The organism is Plantactinospora sp. KLBMP9567, assembly GCF_033446045.1.
In the GTDB taxonomy this organism is placed as follows: domain Bacteria; phylum Actinomycetota; class Actinomycetes; order Mycobacteriales; family Micromonosporaceae; genus Plantactinospora.
The window spans coordinates 98,989-113,659 of sequence record NZ_JAWQRR010000030.1 but is presented as its reverse complement, the minus strand read 5'-3'; the positions used below and the strand labels follow the sequence as shown (position 1 = coordinate 113,659).

Here is a 14,671-nt window from a genome sequence, read left to right as displayed (position 1 = left end):
GGGGGCGCCGGGGGGGGGGGGGGGGGGGGGGGGGGGGGCGCCGCCCGCGGGGGGGGGGGGGGCCCCCCCGCCGCGAGGTCACCGGCCGGTCCACCTCCCCGGAAGGACCCGCAATGAGTTCTGCTGTCGGCGCGGCACCACCACGGCACGCTGCCACGCCACCCACCCCGGAACCGACGCACCGCCGGCGGTCGTACCGCCTCGGGCGCTGGGACATCAAGTACTCGCCGTACCTCTACGTCGCCCCGTTCTTCATCCTCTTCGGGATCTTCGGCCTCTTTCCGGTCCTCTACACGGTCTACGTCTCGCTCTTCGAGTACGACCTGCTCAGCGGCACCAAGGAGTACGTCGGGCTGGAGAACTACCGGGTCCTGATGGACGACGCGCAGTTCTGGAACGCCGCCTACAACACCTTCGGCATGTTCGTGCTCAGCACCGTGCCGCAGCTCGTGGTGGCGCTGATGATCGCCAACCTGCTGAACCGGCAGATGCGGGCCCGCACCCTGTTCCGGATGGGGATCCTGATCCCCAACATCACCTCGGTGGCCGCGGTCGGCATCATCTTCGCGTTGATCTTCGCCGACCGGTACGGCCTGGTGAACTGGCTGCTCGGCACGGTGGGCATCGACCCGATCGCCTGGCGGGACAACCGCTACGCCTCCTGGTTCGCGGTCGCCTTCATGGTCGACTGGCGGTGGACCGGCTACAACGCGCTGATCTACCTGGGCGCGATGCAGGCCATCCCGAAGGACCTCTACGAGTCGGCGTCGCTGGACGGCGCCAGCAGCTGGCGCCAGTTCTGGACGATCACCGTCCCGCTGATCCGGCCGACCATCCTCTTCACGATCATCATCTCCACCATCGGCGGCCTGCAGATCTTCACCGAGCCCCTGATGTACGGCTTCGGGCTGATCCGGGGCGGCGCCTCGAACGAGTTCCAGACGCTGGCGATGTACATCTACGAACGGACCTTCACCGGCAACTTCGAGTACGGCTCCGGTGCCGCGATGTCCTGGCTGCTCTTCCTGATGATCGTCATCTTCGCGCTGATCAACTTCGCGATGGTCCGCCGCTCGGTCAAGGGGGAGCAGAAGTGACCACCATCCAGACCCTGCCCCGGACGGTGACCCCCGACCCGGCACCGGCTCGCCGGCGCCGCCGCCGTGCCGGCGGGATGCCCGGCGCCCAGCTCTGGAAGGCCAGCCCGCTGACCTACCTGGCGCTGATCATCGGCTCGGTGCTCTCGATCTTCCCGATCGTCTGGTCGTTCATCATCGCCTCCCGGGACAACGGCGCGGTCTACGAGATGCCGCCGACCCCGGGCGGCAAGCTCTTCGAGAACATCGATCGGATGCTGGCCAACGAGGACGCCGCGTTCGTGTACGGCCTGGTCAACTCGGCCGTGGTCTCGTCCGTGGTGACCATATCGGTGATCTTCTTCTCCACCCTGGCCGGCTTCGCCTTCGCCAAGCTCAAGTTCCGGGGGAGCAACGCGCTGCTGCTGGTGATCATTCTGACCATGATGGTCCCGACCCAGCTCGGCATCATCCCGCTCTACCTGATGATGGTGGAGCTGGGCTGGACCGGCACGCTCCAGGCGGTCATCGTGCCGTTCCTGGTGCAGGGCTTCGGGGTCTTCATGATGCGCCAGTACGCGATGTCGGCGATCAGCGACGAGCTGATCGAGGCCGCCCGGCTCGACGGCTGCTCCACCTGGCGGGTCTACTGGAACGTCGTCCTGCCGGCGCTGCGTCCGGCGGCGGCCGTACTCGGCCTGCTGACCTTCATGCAGACCTGGAACGAGTTCCTCTGGCCGTTCGTCGTACTCACTCCCGACACGCCGACGGTGCAGTACTCGTTGAAGATCCTTTCGTCCGGCCCGTACCAGACGGATTATGTAGCTCTGTTCGCCGGTACCGCGCTGGCGACCCTGCCGCTGCTGATCGTGTTCATCATCTTTGGCCGCCAGATCATCGGCGGCATCATGGAAGGCGCCGTCAAGTCGTGAGCAACTCCGCCAGCCCACTGTCCACGCAACTGCTCGAGGAGGGTGAGGGCGCCACCTTTCCCCCCGACTTCGTCTGGGGCGCGGCCACCGCGGCGTACCAGATCGAGGGTGCGGTGCACGAGGGCGGTCGAAGCGCATCGATCTGGGACACGTTCAGCCACACCCCCGGGCGGGTGGTGCAGGGGCACACCGGGGACGTCGCGTGCGACCACTACCACCGGTACCGGGACGACGTGAAGTTGATGGCCGAGCTGGGGCTGAAGGCGTACCGGCTCTCGGTGGCCTGGCCCCGGATCCAGCCGGACGGGCACGGCCCGGGCAACCAGGCCGGGTTGGACTTCTACCGGCGCCTGACCGACGAGTTGCTGGAGCACGGCATCGAGCCGTGGGTCACGCTCTACCACTGGGACCTGCCGCAGGCGATCGAGGACGCCGGGGGCTGGCCGAACCGGGACAGCGCCGCCCGGTTCGCCGAGTACGCCGAGCTGACCGCCGCGGCCCTCGGTGACCGGGTCCGGCACTGGATCACCCTCAACGAGCCGTGGTGCTCGGCCTTCCTCGGCTACGGCTCCGGGGCGCACGCGCCGGGGCGTACCAATCCGGGCGAGGCGGTGCGGGCGGCGCACCACCTGATGCTCGGGCACGGCCTGGCCACCCAGGCGATCCGGGCGGCCCGGCCGGACGCCGAGGTCGGGGTGACCCTCAACCTGTACGCGGTCTCCCCGCAGACCTCCTCGGACGCCGACGCCGACGCGGCCCGCCGGATCGACGGGCTGGCCAACCGGATCTTCCTGGACCCGGTGCTGCGCGGCAGCTACCCGGCGGACGTCGTCGCCGACCTGACCCCGGTGACCGACTTCGGCCACGTCCGGGACGGTGACCTGGAGACCATCGCCACCCCGATGTCGTTCCTCGGCATCAACTACTACAGCCGGCACGTGGTCGCGGCCCCGGTCGAGGGGGTCGAGCCGGAGCCGTACTGGCGGGCCCAGTCGAGCTGGCCCGGCAGCGAGCAGGTCCGGTTCGTCACCCGCGGCATGCCGGTGACCGACATGAACTGGGAGATCGACGCCCCGGGGCTGGTCGAGACCCTGGAGCGGGTGCACCAGGAATATCCGGAACTGCCGATCTACATCACCGAGAACGGCTCCGCCTTCGTCGACGAGGTGGTGGACGGCCGGATCGACGACGCCGACCGGCTCGGCTACTTCGACGCGCACCTGCGGGCCTGCCACACGGCGATCGCCGCCGGAGTGCCGCTGCGGGGCTACTTCGCCTGGTCACTGCTTGACAACTACGAGTGGGCCTGGGGCTACACCAAGCGCTTCGGCATGGTCTACGTCGACTACGACAGCCAGCGCCGGATTCCCAAGTCGAGTGCCAGGTGGTACGCCGACGTCATCCGACGTAACGGTTTGGCCGCACAATGAACCTTCGACCTCTGGGCGCGGTTCGTCGTGCCCCCGACTGACGGTCGGGACGCAGACGAGGCGCTGCCCAGGTCGAAGAAGGTTCAATAGGCGTGGTCAGCCAGTATTGGGGGTGCCCGGCACCGGCCCGCACGGGTTCGGTGCCGGACATCCGACGTCGGAGGGACAGACGATGACAACCCAGCGCACCCGCTCGCTCGGGCGGCCCACCCTGGATGCGGTCGCCGCCCGCGCCGGAGTGGGGCGGGGCACCGTGTCCCGCGTCGTCAACGGTTCACCCCAGGTGAGCCCGGAGGCCCGGGCGGCGGTGCAGCGGGCCATCGCCGAATTGGGCTACGTGCCCAACCGGGCGGCCCGGGCCCTGGTCACCCAGCGGACCGACTCGGTGGCCCTGGTGGTCTCCGAGTCGGAGGAGCGGGTCTTCGGCGAGCCGTTCTTCGCCGGCATCGTGCGGGGGATCAGCTCCGCACTGCTGGAGACCCCGATGCAGCTCTGGCTGGCGATGGCGCAGTCACCGGCCGAGCGGGAGCGGGTCGAGCACCACCTGACCAACCAGCACGTGGACGGCGTACTCCTGCTCTCGCTCCACGATGCCGACCCGCTGCCCACCCTGCTGGAGCAGCGCGGGCTGCCGACCGTGCTCGGCGGGCGGCCGGCCAGGATGCTCGGCGACCCGTCCGGGGCGTACTTCGTCGACGTGGACAACGCCGGTGGCGCCCGGCAGGCGGTCGAATACCTGGTCGGGCAGGGCCGCAAGCGGGTGGCGACCATCGCCGGCCCGCAGGACATGGGGGTCGGCGTGGCCCGGCTGGCCGGCTACCAGGAGGCGGTACGGGAAAGCGGCGGGCTGGTCAGCGAAGCCATGATCGCGTACGGCGACTTCAGTGAGACCAGCGGTGCGGCGGCGATGCGCCGGCTGCTGGACAGTTGCCCCGACCTCGACGCGGTCTTCGTCGCCTCCGACCTGATGGCCTGCGGTGCACTGCGGGCGCTGCGCGAGTCCGGCCGGCGGGTCCCCGAGGACGTGGCGGTGGTGGGCTTCGAGGACGCCCCGATCGCCCGGCAGACCGAGCCGCCGCTGACCACCGTCTTCCAGCCGATGGAGGAGATGGGGCGGCAGATGGCCCGGCTGCTCGTCTCGCGGATCCGGCGGGAGGAGCGCGAGGTGCCGTACGTGCTGCTCGACACCCACCTGGTGCACCGCACCTCCGCCTGACCGGCCGGACGGCTGGGTTGTGGGCCCGGCCGCGCCGCGCGCCGCAGCCGGACGTCTCAGTCGCCCGTCCAGCGCCGCAGTTCGCGGCGGGCCAGCGCGGCCCGGTGCACCTCGTCGGGGCCGTCGGCGAGCCGGAGGGTACGGGCACCGGCCCAGAGTGCGGCCAGCGGGGTGTCCTGGCTGACCCCGGCCCCGCCGTGCGCCTGGATCGCCTTGTCGATCACCCACTCCGCCATCGCCGGAGTCACGATCTTGATCGCCTGGATCTCCGTGTGTGCGCCCTTGTTGCCGACCGTGTCCATCAGCCAGGCGGTCTTCAGCACCAGCAGCCGGGCCTGCTCGATCCGCACCCGCGACTCGGCGATCCACTCCTGCACCACGCCCTGCTCGGCCAGGGGCCGGCCGAACGCCACCCGCCCGGCGGCCCGCCGGCAGAGCAGTTCCAGGGCGCGTTCGGCCATCCCGACCAGGCGCATGCAGTGGTGGACCCGGCCCGGCCCGAGCCGCGCCTGTGCGATCGCGAAGCCGTCACCGGGCCCGCCGATCAGGTGGTCCGCCGGCACGCGTACGCCGTCGAAGCTCACCTCGGCGTGCCCGCCGTGCGCGCCGTCGGCGTAGCCGAAGACGGTCAGGCCGCGCCGCACCGTCACGCCCGGGGCGTCCCGGGGCACCAGCACCATGCTCTGCTGCCGGTGCCGGGGCGCCTCCGGATCGGTCTTGCCCATCACGATGAAGATCCCGCAGCGTGGGTCCATCGCCCCGGTCGACCACCACTTCCGCCCGGTGACCACGTACTCGTCGCCGTCCCGTTCGATCCGGGTGGCGATGTTGGTCGCGTCCGACGAGGCCACCTCCGGCTCGGTCATGCAGAACGCCGAGCGCAGTTCGCCGTCGAGCAGCGGGCGCAGCCAACGCTCCTGCTGCGCCGGGCTGCCGAAGTCGGCCAGCAGCTCCATGTTGCCGGTGTCCGGGGCGGCGCAGTTGAGCGCCTCCGGGGCCAGGTGCGGGCTACGGCCGGTCAGTTCGGCGAGCGGGGCGTACTGGAGGTTGCTGAGCCCGGCGCCGTACTCCGGATGAGGCAGGAAGAGGTTCCACAGGCCCCGGCGCCGGGCCTCGGCCTTGAGTTCGGCCATGATCGGCGGCCGGCTCCACTGTCCGGCCCCGGTCGCCGGGTCGGCCGCGGCGGCGACCTGCTCGGCGTGGACCGGCTCGGCCGGCAGGATCCGGTCGGTCAGGAAGTCGTGCAGCGCCTCGTGCAACTCGGCGGTGCGCGCGTCGAACCCGAAGTCCATCGGTGCTCCTCGGCGGTTCAGTTCGGCGGGGTTTCCGGTGTGTGCCTTTCCGGTGGCGGTGGGGTGGTCCCGGATGGCCCCGGCGGTTCCCCCGCCCGGCCGCGACTCTCGGCAGCGGGCCGGGTCAGTTCCGGCGGAACGCGGCCAGGCCGTACGCGACCAGCGGGTGGACCAGGGCGCCGATCCGGTCGAACCCCTCGCCGACGGTCTGTCCCAGGGTGTGCCGGTAGTGGATGCCCTCGCAGATCACGGCGAGCTTGAAGCAGCCCAGCGCGACGTGCCAGTCCAGCGGGCCGACGTCGACGTCGCTGCGGGCCGCGTACCGGTCGATCAGCTCGGCCCCGGAGGGGAAACCGGCGCGCGGGCCGAGCCCGTCGGCGACCGGGTTGCCGTCGGCCGCGTCGGAGTCGCCGAGCACCTCCCAGTAGGTCAGCAGCAGGCCGAGGTCGGCGAGCGGGTCGCCGAGGGTGGCCATCTCCCAGTCGAGTACCGCCCGGATCGTCACCGCGGGACTCTCCGACGAGTCGTCCGGAGCGGGCCCGCACTCGGCGACCAGGTTGTCCAGGCGGTAGTCGCCGTGCACGATCCGCCCGGCGTTCCAGCCGTCCGGTGCGGTCGCGGCCAGCCGTCGGCGCAGCTCGTCGATGCCGGGCAGCGGCCGGCTGCGGGACCGGTCGAGCTGCCCGCCCCAGCGGCGTACCTGCCGGGCCAGGAAGCCGTCCGGCCGGCCGAAGTCGGCCAGTCCGACGGCGGCCGGGTCGACGGTGTGCAGCGTCGCCAGCACGTCCATCATGACCAGTGCGAGCGCCCGGCGCTGGGCCGGCGTCAGCGGGTCGGTCTGGCTCCGGCTCCGGTAGACCACCCCGGGGACCCGTGCCATCAGGTAGAACGGCGCACCGAGCACCGTCTCGTCGGCGCAGTGCAGCAGGGCGGCCGGCACCGGTACCCCGGTCGGGGCGAGCGCCGAGATCACCCGGAACTCCCGGGCCATGTCGTGCGCGGTGGCCAGCACGTGCCCGAGCGGCGGCCGGCGGAGCACGAACTCCTGGTCGCCGGAGCGGACCAGGTAGGTGAGGTTGGACCGGCCGCCGGCGATGAGTTCCGCCCGGAGCGGACCGGTCAGCAGGTCGGGGCGGTGCGCGGCGAGATGCCCGGCCAGCCGGTCGAGGTCGAGCCCGGACGGCGCCCCGGCGGGTGGCTCCGGCCGGACGGCGGTGGCCGGCGGATCGGTCATCCGGACAGTTGATGGCATCTGGCCGTCGGAGTCAAGCCCGGGCCGCCGGGCGCAACATCCGCTCCGCTCCGCTGCGGGAAAGGACCCAAGGTCTCGCCGGGCCGGCCCGCCGGGAACGGCACCGTACGTCTTCGGGGCGAACACGGGTTGTTGCTGCCGGGACATGCCGCTGCAACAGGGGCGAAATGGTCATCGGGCAGCCTGGTTGACAGTTCGCCGGCGGAACGCGCGCCGGTCCGCCGACGGAGGGGACGGACATGTTGCTGAGGGTTCGGGTGACCCTGCCGGATCGACCCGGAACGCTCGGTCAGGTCGCCCGTACGCTGGGCGTCGCCGGTGCCGACATCGTCCAGGTGGTGGTCTTGGAGCGGCTGGGCGGCCGGGCCGTCGACGACTTCACGGTGGTCTGGCCCGGTGCCGCCCGGGTCGACCGGCTCTGTGCCGGGCTCGGCGCGATCCCGGGGGTACGGGTCAACGGCATGTGGCGGGCGATCGGCGCGCCGAACGGCGGCGGTCAGGACGCCGAGCTGCTCGCCCAGATCGCCGCGAACCCGGCCGACGGGCTGGCCACCCTGGTCGACGCGGTACCCGGCCTGCTGGCCGCCGACTGGGCCGCCGCAGCGGTGGTGCCGGCGGACTGGGCGGCGCGGACCGGGATGGGTGCGGGGACGGTCCGGGGCAGCGGCACGCCCGCGGTGGCGTACGCGAGCTGGCGGGCGCCGAGCCCGCTCCAGTTGCCCGAGGTGACCCCGTTGCGGGCACGCTCGGTGAACGGGCCGGCGGGCACCCACTACGCGGTCGCCCCGTTCGGCCGGGCGGGGCTGGTGCTGATGCTGGCCCGGGTGGACGGCGAGGGGCTGGCGGCGGCCGGTTTCCACGTCACCGAGGTCGACCGGATCGCCCAACTGGTGCGGGCCGCCGCGACGATCCTCGGCGACCGGCTCGACCTGGTCAGCGCGCCACCGGCGGCGACCGAGCCGGCCCAGCCGCCGGCGGTGGACGGATCGGCTCCCGCGCTGGCGATGCCGCCGGTGGCGGTACCGGCCGTGGCGACGGCGCCGCGCGCCCTTCCCGGCCCGCAGACGCTGGCCGGGCCGGTGGCGCCGGCGAAGCCCGGTCCGGCCGGTGGACCGGAGATGACCGCGGCGCTGGCCTCCGGCTCCGCCGTGGCGCCGGTAGGTCCGACCGCGTTCGCCCCGGCGAGCGGCCGACTGCCGGCAATCATGACCCGTCACGGCTGAGCAACCGGCGGGTAACAGCAGGCGGGCAGGCTGGCACCGGGAAGGAGTTTGCGATGACACTGTGGCGGATCAGGGCGACGGTGGCCGACCGGCCGGGTTTCCTCTCCGTACTCACCGCGAGCCTGGCGCTGCGCGGGGTGAACATCCTCACCGTCCAGGTGCACACCACCGAGGCGGGGGCGGTCGACGACTTCCTGGTGGACGCGCCGGCCGAGTTGACCGCGGACGACCTGGTGGCGGCGGTGGAGCGCGGGCGCGGACGGAACTGCTGGGTGGCCCGCAGCGAGGCGCAGGGTCTGGCCGACCAGCCGACCCGGGCGCTCGGGCTGGCCAGCCGACTGGTACGCGATCCGGACGGGCTCGGCGAGTCGCTGCGCAGCCTGCTCAACGCCGACTCGGTCACCTGGCGGCCGGTGGTCTCCGATCCGGCGGGCCCGGGGCACGGCGCCGGGACGATGCGGCTGCCCGACCCGTACGGCGGCTCGTTCGAGGTGCTCCGGACGGCCCCGAGCTTCACCCCGGCCGAGTACGCCCGCGCCCAGGCGCTGGTGGACCTGGCCGGCGCGGTGGCCCGGCAGGCCGCCGACCGGGTGACGCTGGTGCTGCCGGACGGCGCCGAGCTCACCGTACGTCCCGCCGTCCCCGACGACCTGCCGGCGGTGCTGTCGATGCAGCACCGCTGCACGGCGCGGAGCCTGCTCCGGCGCTATCCGGGGCGGGGCGCGGCGCCGCCGGAGCGGCTGCACCGGCTGCTTTCCCCAGCACACGGGCTAACGCTGCTGGCGTTGGCCGGTGGCGGGGACGGCCAGCCCGAGCGGGTGGTGGCGATGGCGAACCTGGCGCCCGAGGGGGTGCTCGCCGAACTCGCCCTGCTGGTCGAGGACGGCTGGCAGCGCCGCGGCCTCGGTGCTGCACTGTTGCGCCGCCTGGTCGGGTACGGCGCCCGGGCCGGCTACGCCGCGCTGCTGGCGCACACCCCGGCCGACAACGTGGCGATGCTGCGCATCCTGGACCGGCTCTACCGGCCGGGCACGGTCGACCGGGACGGCGAGCTGCTGACCGTCACGGTGCCGCTGCACGAGCGGCGGGCCGGAGCCGCCTCCGCCGCCGAGACTCCCGCCGCCGCCGAGGTGTAGCGGCGCGGCGCAGACCCGGCGGTCCGGTCCTGGTTCGGGGCCGGGCCGGCGGAACCGCCTGACTGGGGCGAGATGGAAGGGGTCCCTCCGGTAGGACGGCCGGAGGGGCCCCTTCCGCGCGTAGCTGGATACCCGGGCCCTCGCGTGACTGGGCTGCCAGGTGGCCGGGCTGTCCGTGGGTGGCCTGTCAGGTGGCCGGGTAGCTGTTGTAGTCCGGGAAGTTGCCGTACAGGCGCGGGGCCGAGGAGCTGACGGTGACCGCCTGCACCAGCAGGTCGCCGCCGACGAAGGCGCCCTTCCAGGAGGCGCCCCGGCCGCCGAACGGCTCGTCCCGGTCACCCCGGGACCGGGGCTTGTTGATGCCCACCTTGAACGCCTGGAGGTCGACCGCGAGCTTCGCCGCCTTCTCCTCGTCGTCGCAGGCGAGGCTGGCCACCAAGGCGCCGTTGCTGGCGTTCATCGCGGCCAGCAGCTCGTCGGGGGTGTCCACCACCACGATGGTGTCGACCGGGCCGAACGGCTCCGCGTGCATCAGCCGGGACCGGCCGGGCGGGGCCAGCAGCACCGACGGGGCCACGTACGCCGAGGTGTCCTGGCCGGCCAGGAACGGCGCCCCGGCCAGCCTGCCCCGGTAGAGCGGGACCGCACCGCCCCGGACCGCCTCGTCCACCTTGCGGTGCAGCTCGTCGGCCTTGGCGGCGCTGATCAGCGGCCCGAAGTCGAGTTCCGGCAGCGGGTCGCCCTCGGCCCAGTCTTCGTCCACGGCCAGCGGGTGGCCGAACCGGACCGAGCGGACCACCGGCAGGTACATGTCGAGGAACTGGTCGACCAGCTCCCGCTGCACCACGAAGCGCGGGTACGCCGTGCAGCGCTGCTTGCCGTACTCGAAGCCCTTCTTCAGGTGCGTGGCGAGATTCTCCCAATCCGAGAACTCCCAGATGCCCCAGGTGTTCAACCCCTCCTGCTCGATCATGTGCCGCTTGTCGGTGTCGAGCAGCGCGGCGGCGACCTTGCCGCCGTTGGACCGGCCGCCGACGAAGGCCACCGCGCCGATCTCGGGCGCCCGGACCAGCACCTCGGAGAGCTCCGCACCGCCCCCGCTGAGCAGGGTGGCGGGCAGCCCGGCCCGGCGCATCAGCGCGTGCGCCACGGTGAGGCAGACCGCCCCGCCCTGGGACGGCGTCTTGGCGATCACCGCGTTGCCGGCGAGCAACTGCACCAGCTCGGCGTGCACCAGCACGCTCATCGGGTAGTTCCAGCTCGCGATGTTGCTGACCGGGCCGGCCAGCGGTTCCCGGCCGTCGGCCAGCATCCGGTCGATCTCCTCGACGTACCACCGCACGCCGTCGAGGGCCCGGTCCACGTCCGCGCAGGCCAGCCGCCACGGCTTGCCGATCTCCCAGACCAGCAGCAGGGCCAGCAGGTCCCGGTGCACGGTCAGCTCGTCGAGCGCCTCGACCACCCGGGCCTTGCGGTCGGTCAGCGGGACCTCGGCCCAGCCGCGGTGCTCGGCCGAGGCGAACGCGACGGCGGCCCGGGCCGACTCCGCGGCCAGCCGGGACAGGTTGGCCAGTACGGTGTTGTCCACCGGGGTACGCACCGGGCTGGGCGTACCGACCGACTGCCAGGTGCCCTCGATCAGGTTGCGCAGCGTGACGGTGCCGTCGGGTGGGCCGGCGTCGAGGTCGAACGCTTCGGGGGTTGTCCGCACCGCCCGGGCCAGGGTCTCCGGCCAGGCGGTGCCGTCGGCAAGGCGCAGTGCCATCGCGGTCTCCTCAGGGTCGTCGGCCGGCTGAGTCGTCGGTGTGCAGGGCTCGCCGAGCCGGGAACGATCAGCGTGCGGCGGCGTCGATGGCACCGCTGATCTGGGTTTTTGTCTCCCTGATCTGGCCGTACTGTCTCCCGGGGCGCGCGGCGCGGCAACCGTACGCCCGTATCCCAGGACGGGAGTACCGCCGGTTGGCCCGGGCTTCCGGCTAGCTGAGTCGTTGCTCAGCCAGCTGAGCTGGGAAAACAGTGTCCTCTCATCGAGGTCGTTGGATGGTGTGAGGATCGTCAACGAAGAGGAAAGGGCTTTCCTCTGGACATCCCGGCGATGCTCCGCTGTCCGACGGCGGAGAGGTGTCGCCGGTTTGGGTCCTTCACAAACCGGCAATGGCGCGGTTACATTGTCTGCTATCCATGGGAGCGCTCCCGGGCTCCGATGGACCGAGATCCAAACCCTCGCCCGGCACCACCGCAGCACGGTTTTCCCAGGCCCCAGCACCCGCGTCGTGCACCGCGCAGGGAGAGGGGCGGATGCGCCCACATCCGCCCCTCGTGTCCTCCGCTACGCGTCGCCGCGCGCGGCTCCACGGACAGGAGCAATTCTAGTGCGCGACCGCATTGCCCCGGCCCGGCCGAACGGGCAACGTCCCCGGCCTGGTCCCCGGCCCAAGCCAGGCGCCCGGCAACGCCTCGACGGTCGGCAGCGACCAGACGGCCGGCAGCGGCCCGACCGCGGCCAGCGGCCGGGCCGCTGGTACCTCCGCGCGGGGGCCGCCGGCGCCACCGCACTGGCCGCCGCGGCGGCGGTACTGACCGGGGTCGCCCCGGCCGCCGCCGCACTGCCGCCGACGGCCGACGCGCCGGCCGGGGCCGGATCGGCGCCGGCCCCGGTCGCCGCCGCGCCGGCCTTCAACTACGCCGAAGCGCTCCAGAAGTCGCTCTACTTCTACGAGGCGCAGCAGTCCGGCGCGCTGCCCGACTGGAACCGGGTCTCCTGGCGCGGCGACTCGGCGCTGACCGACGGCTCCGACGTCCGGCTGGACCTCACCGGCGGCTGGTACGACGCCGGTGACCACGTCAAGTTCGGCTTCCCGATGGCGTTCAGCGCCACCATGCTGGCCTGGGGCGCCGTCGAGTACCGCAGCGGCTACCAGTCCTCCGGCCAGCTCCCGCACCTGCTCAACAACCTGCGCTTCGTCAACGACTACTTCATCAGGGCACACCCCGAGGCCAACGTCCTCTATGGACAGGTCGGCAAGGGCGACGACGACCACAAGTGGTGGGGACCGGCCGAGGTGCTGCCGATGGCGCGGCCGGCGTACAAGATCGACGCGAGCTGCGGCGGCTCGGACCTGGCCGGCGAGACGGCGGCGGCGATGGCCGCCTCCTCGATGGTGTTCCGGCCCACCGATCCGGCCTACGCGGACCGGCTGGTCGCGCACGCCCGCCAGCTCTACAGCTTCGCCGACAGCGTGCGCCGGGCCTACCACGAGTGCATCACCGACGTGACGAACTTCTACCGGTCCTGGAGCGGCTACCAGGACGAACTGGTCTGGGGCGCGATCTGGCTCCACCGGGCCACCGGGGACGCCAGCTACCTGACCAAGGCGGAGACCGAGTACGACCGGCTCGGCACCGAGCCACAGCAGAGCACCCGGCTCTACAAGTGGACGGTGGCCTGGGACAACAAGCAGTTCGGCGCGTACGTGCTGCTGGCCAACCTGACCGGGAAGCAGAAGTACGTCGACGACGCCAACCGCTGGCTCGACTACTGGACCGTCGGGGTGAACGGGGAGAAGGTGCGTACCTCTCCGGGCGGGATGGCGGTGCTGGACACCTGGGGCGCGCTGCGGTACGCCGCCAACACCGCGTTCGCGGCACTGGTCTACAGCGACCGGACCACCGACGCGACCAGGAAGACCCGCTACCACGACTTCGCGGTCCGGCAGATCAACTACGCCCTCGGCGACAACCCGCGCAACTCCAGTTACATGATCGGCTTCGGTGCCAACCCACCGCGCAACCCGCACCACCGCACCGCGCACGGCTCCTGGTGGGACAGCATGCAGGTGCCGGAGGCGACCCGGCACACCCTCTACGGCGCGCTGGTCGGCGGGCCGTCCTCGCCCAACGACGCGTACACCGACAGCCGGTCGGACTACGTGATGAACGAGGTCGCCACCGACTACAACGCCGGGCTCACCTCCGCGCTGGCGCGGCTGATCTCCGAGTACGGCGGCACGCCGCTGGCGAACTTCCCGCCGGCCGAGACGCCGGACATCGACGAGATCACCGTGGAGACCACGGTGATGCAGGCCGAGCCGAGGGCCACCGGGATCAAGGCGATCGTCTACAACAAGTCCGCCTTCCCGGCCCGGGCGCTGACCGACTCCTCGTTCCGGTACTACTTCCGGCCCGAGGGGAGCAGCGCGATCCAGGTGACCAGCGGCTACACCCAGGGCTGCCCGGCACCGACGGCCGCCCGGCAACTCTCCGGCGACATCTGGTACGTCGAGGTCGACTGCTCCGGCTACACCATCGCCCCGGCCGGACAGTCGGCGCACCGGATGGAGGTGCAGTTCAAGATCGGCGTACCCGAGGGCGGCACCTGGGATCCGAGCAACGACCCGTCGTACCAGGCCGCCGCCGGGCCGAACCCGAAGCTGGCGCTCTACGAGGCCGGCGCGCTGATCTGGGGCTCCGAACCGGCGCCGTCGGCTCCGGACAGCACCGCGCCGAGCGCGCCGGGCACCCCCACCGCCGCCGCCGTGACCGCTGGCGCAGCCACCCTGAGCTGGACCGCCGCCACCGACGACGTCGGGGTCACCGGCTACGACGTGTACCGGGAGAACGGCGCGAGCGACGTCCTGCTCGGCTCGGCGGCCACGCCGACGTTCGCGGTGACCGGGCTGGCGGCCGGGACGGCGTACCAGTTCTACGTGGTGGCCAGGGACGCCGCGGGCAACCGCTCGACGGCGTCCGCGCCGGTCTCGGTGACCACCCCGAGCGATCCGGCCGGCGGCTGCCGGATCGGCTGGACCGGCAACGAGTGGAGTACCGGGTTCAGCGGCACGATCACGATCACCAACACCGGGACGGATGCCGTGCACGGCTGGACGCTGGAGTTCGCCCTCACCCCCGGACAGCGGATCACCCAGGCCTGGTCGGCGACCGTGACCCAGTCCGGCACGGCGGTCACCGCCACCAACCTCGGCTACAACGGCGCGCTCCCCCCGGGCGCCTCGACCAGCTTCGGATTCAACGGCACATCCACCGGCAGCAACCCCCGGCCGACGCCATTCACGCTCAACGGCGCGGCCTGCGCGACCGGCTGATCCGTCCCTTGG

At 72.4% G+C, this 14,671-nt stretch carries 9 protein-coding genes and 1 pseudogene; 7 read left to right on the top strand and 3 right to left on the bottom strand.

Annotated features, from left to right (window positions below):
- Nucleotides 1-113: 113 nt before the first annotated feature.
- From R6Y94_RS23750 to R6Y94_RS23735, 4 genes are all read left to right on the top strand, one after another.
- The gene (locus R6Y94_RS23750; RefSeq protein WP_318398107.1) at nt 114-1,097 is read left to right on the top strand and encodes a sugar ABC transporter permease; all 984 of its coding nucleotides are present in this window, start codon (nt 114-116) and stop codon (nt 1,095-1,097) included.
- A 77-nt stretch (nt 1,098-1,174) separates the two neighbouring features.
- On the top strand, nt 1,175-2,008 hold the full coding sequence (locus tag R6Y94_RS23745; protein WP_318398115.1) for a carbohydrate ABC transporter permease: 834 nt from the start codon (nt 1,175-1,177) through the stop codon (nt 2,006-2,008).
- Nucleotides 2,005-3,438: a GH1 family beta-glucosidase gene (locus tag R6Y94_RS23740; RefSeq protein ID WP_318398106.1), complete on the top strand. Its 1,434-nt coding sequence runs from the start codon at nt 2,005-2,007 to the stop codon at nt 3,436-3,438. Before R6Y94_RS23745 ends, R6Y94_RS23740 begins: the two co-directional genes overlap by 4 nt.
- 172 nt (nt 3,439-3,610) lie before the next feature.
- Complete coding sequence (locus R6Y94_RS23735) at nt 3,611-4,654, top strand: LacI family DNA-binding transcriptional regulator (RefSeq protein ID WP_318398105.1); 1,044 nt, start codon at nt 3,611-3,613, stop codon at nt 4,652-4,654.
- A gap of 56 nt (nt 4,655-4,710) precedes the next feature.
- On the opposite strand, the gene R6Y94_RS23730 is transcribed toward R6Y94_RS23735, so the two are convergent.
- Nucleotides 4,711-5,946 carry an acyl-CoA dehydrogenase family protein gene (locus tag R6Y94_RS23730; RefSeq protein ID WP_318398104.1) on the bottom strand — a complete coding sequence of 412 codons (1,236 nt, stop codon included), beginning with the start codon at nt 5,944-5,946 and terminating at the stop codon, nt 4,711-4,713.
- Between the two features lie 124 nt (nt 5,947-6,070).
- On the bottom strand, nt 6,071-7,180 hold the full coding sequence (locus R6Y94_RS23725) for a phosphotransferase family protein (RefSeq protein WP_318398103.1): 1,110 nt from the start codon (nt 7,178-7,180) through the stop codon (nt 6,071-6,073).
- Between the two features lie 257 nt (nt 7,181-7,437).
- Between R6Y94_RS23725 and R6Y94_RS23720 the strand changes: the two are divergent.
- Together R6Y94_RS23720 and R6Y94_RS23715 are read left to right on the top strand one after the other, a co-directional pair.
- Nucleotides 7,438-8,154: pseudogene (locus tag R6Y94_RS23720) on the top strand (amino acid-binding protein); the annotation flags it as partial.
- A 320-nt stretch (nt 8,155-8,474) separates the two neighbouring features.
- Nucleotides 8,475-9,557, top strand: coding sequence for a GNAT family N-acetyltransferase (locus R6Y94_RS23715; RefSeq protein ID WP_318398102.1), 1,083 nt, complete (start codon nt 8,475-8,477; stop codon nt 9,555-9,557).
- A gap of 187 nt (nt 9,558-9,744) precedes the next feature.
- Here the strand turns inward: R6Y94_RS23715 and R6Y94_RS23710 are convergent, their stop codons facing one another.
- Nucleotides 9,745-11,322, bottom strand: a complete 1,578-nt coding sequence (locus R6Y94_RS23710) for an aldehyde dehydrogenase family protein (protein WP_318398101.1) — start codon at nt 11,320-11,322, stop codon at nt 9,745-9,747.
- 841 nt (nt 11,323-12,163) lie between these two features.
- Between R6Y94_RS23710 and R6Y94_RS23705 the strand changes: the two genes are divergently transcribed.
- Nucleotides 12,164-14,659 (top strand): glycoside hydrolase family 9 protein, encoded by a 2,496-nt coding sequence (locus R6Y94_RS23705; protein ID WP_318398114.1) that lies wholly within the window; start codon nt 12,164-12,166, stop codon nt 14,657-14,659.
- Nucleotides 14,660-14,671: the final 12 nt, after the last annotated feature.

Excerpts from the sequence above, each read along its gene's own strand:
- R6Y94_RS23750 (WP_318398107.1), top strand. The coding sequence starts at position 114 with ATGAGTTCTGCTGTCGGCGCGGCACCACCACGGCACGCTGCCACGCCA.
- R6Y94_RS23745 (WP_318398115.1), top strand. The coding sequence starts at position 1,175 with ATGCCCGGCGCCCAGCTCTGGAAGGCCAGCCCGCTGACCTACCTGGCG.
- R6Y94_RS23735 (WP_318398105.1), top strand. The coding sequence starts at position 3,611 with ATGACAACCCAGCGCACCCGCTCGCTCGGGCGGCCCACCCTGGATGCG.
- R6Y94_RS23730 (WP_318398104.1), bottom strand. The coding sequence starts at position 5,946 with ATGGACTTCGGGTTCGACGCGCGCACCGCCGAGTTGCACGAGGCGCTG.
- R6Y94_RS23725 (WP_318398103.1), bottom strand. The coding sequence starts at position 7,180 with ATGACCGATCCGCCGGCCACCGCCGTCCGGCCGGAGCCACCCGCCGGG.
- R6Y94_RS23715 (WP_318398102.1), top strand. The coding sequence starts at position 8,475 with ATGACACTGTGGCGGATCAGGGCGACGGTGGCCGACCGGCCGGGTTTC.
- R6Y94_RS23710 (WP_318398101.1), bottom strand. The coding sequence starts at position 11,322 with ATGGCACTGCGCCTTGCCGACGGCACCGCCTGGCCGGAGACCCTGGCC.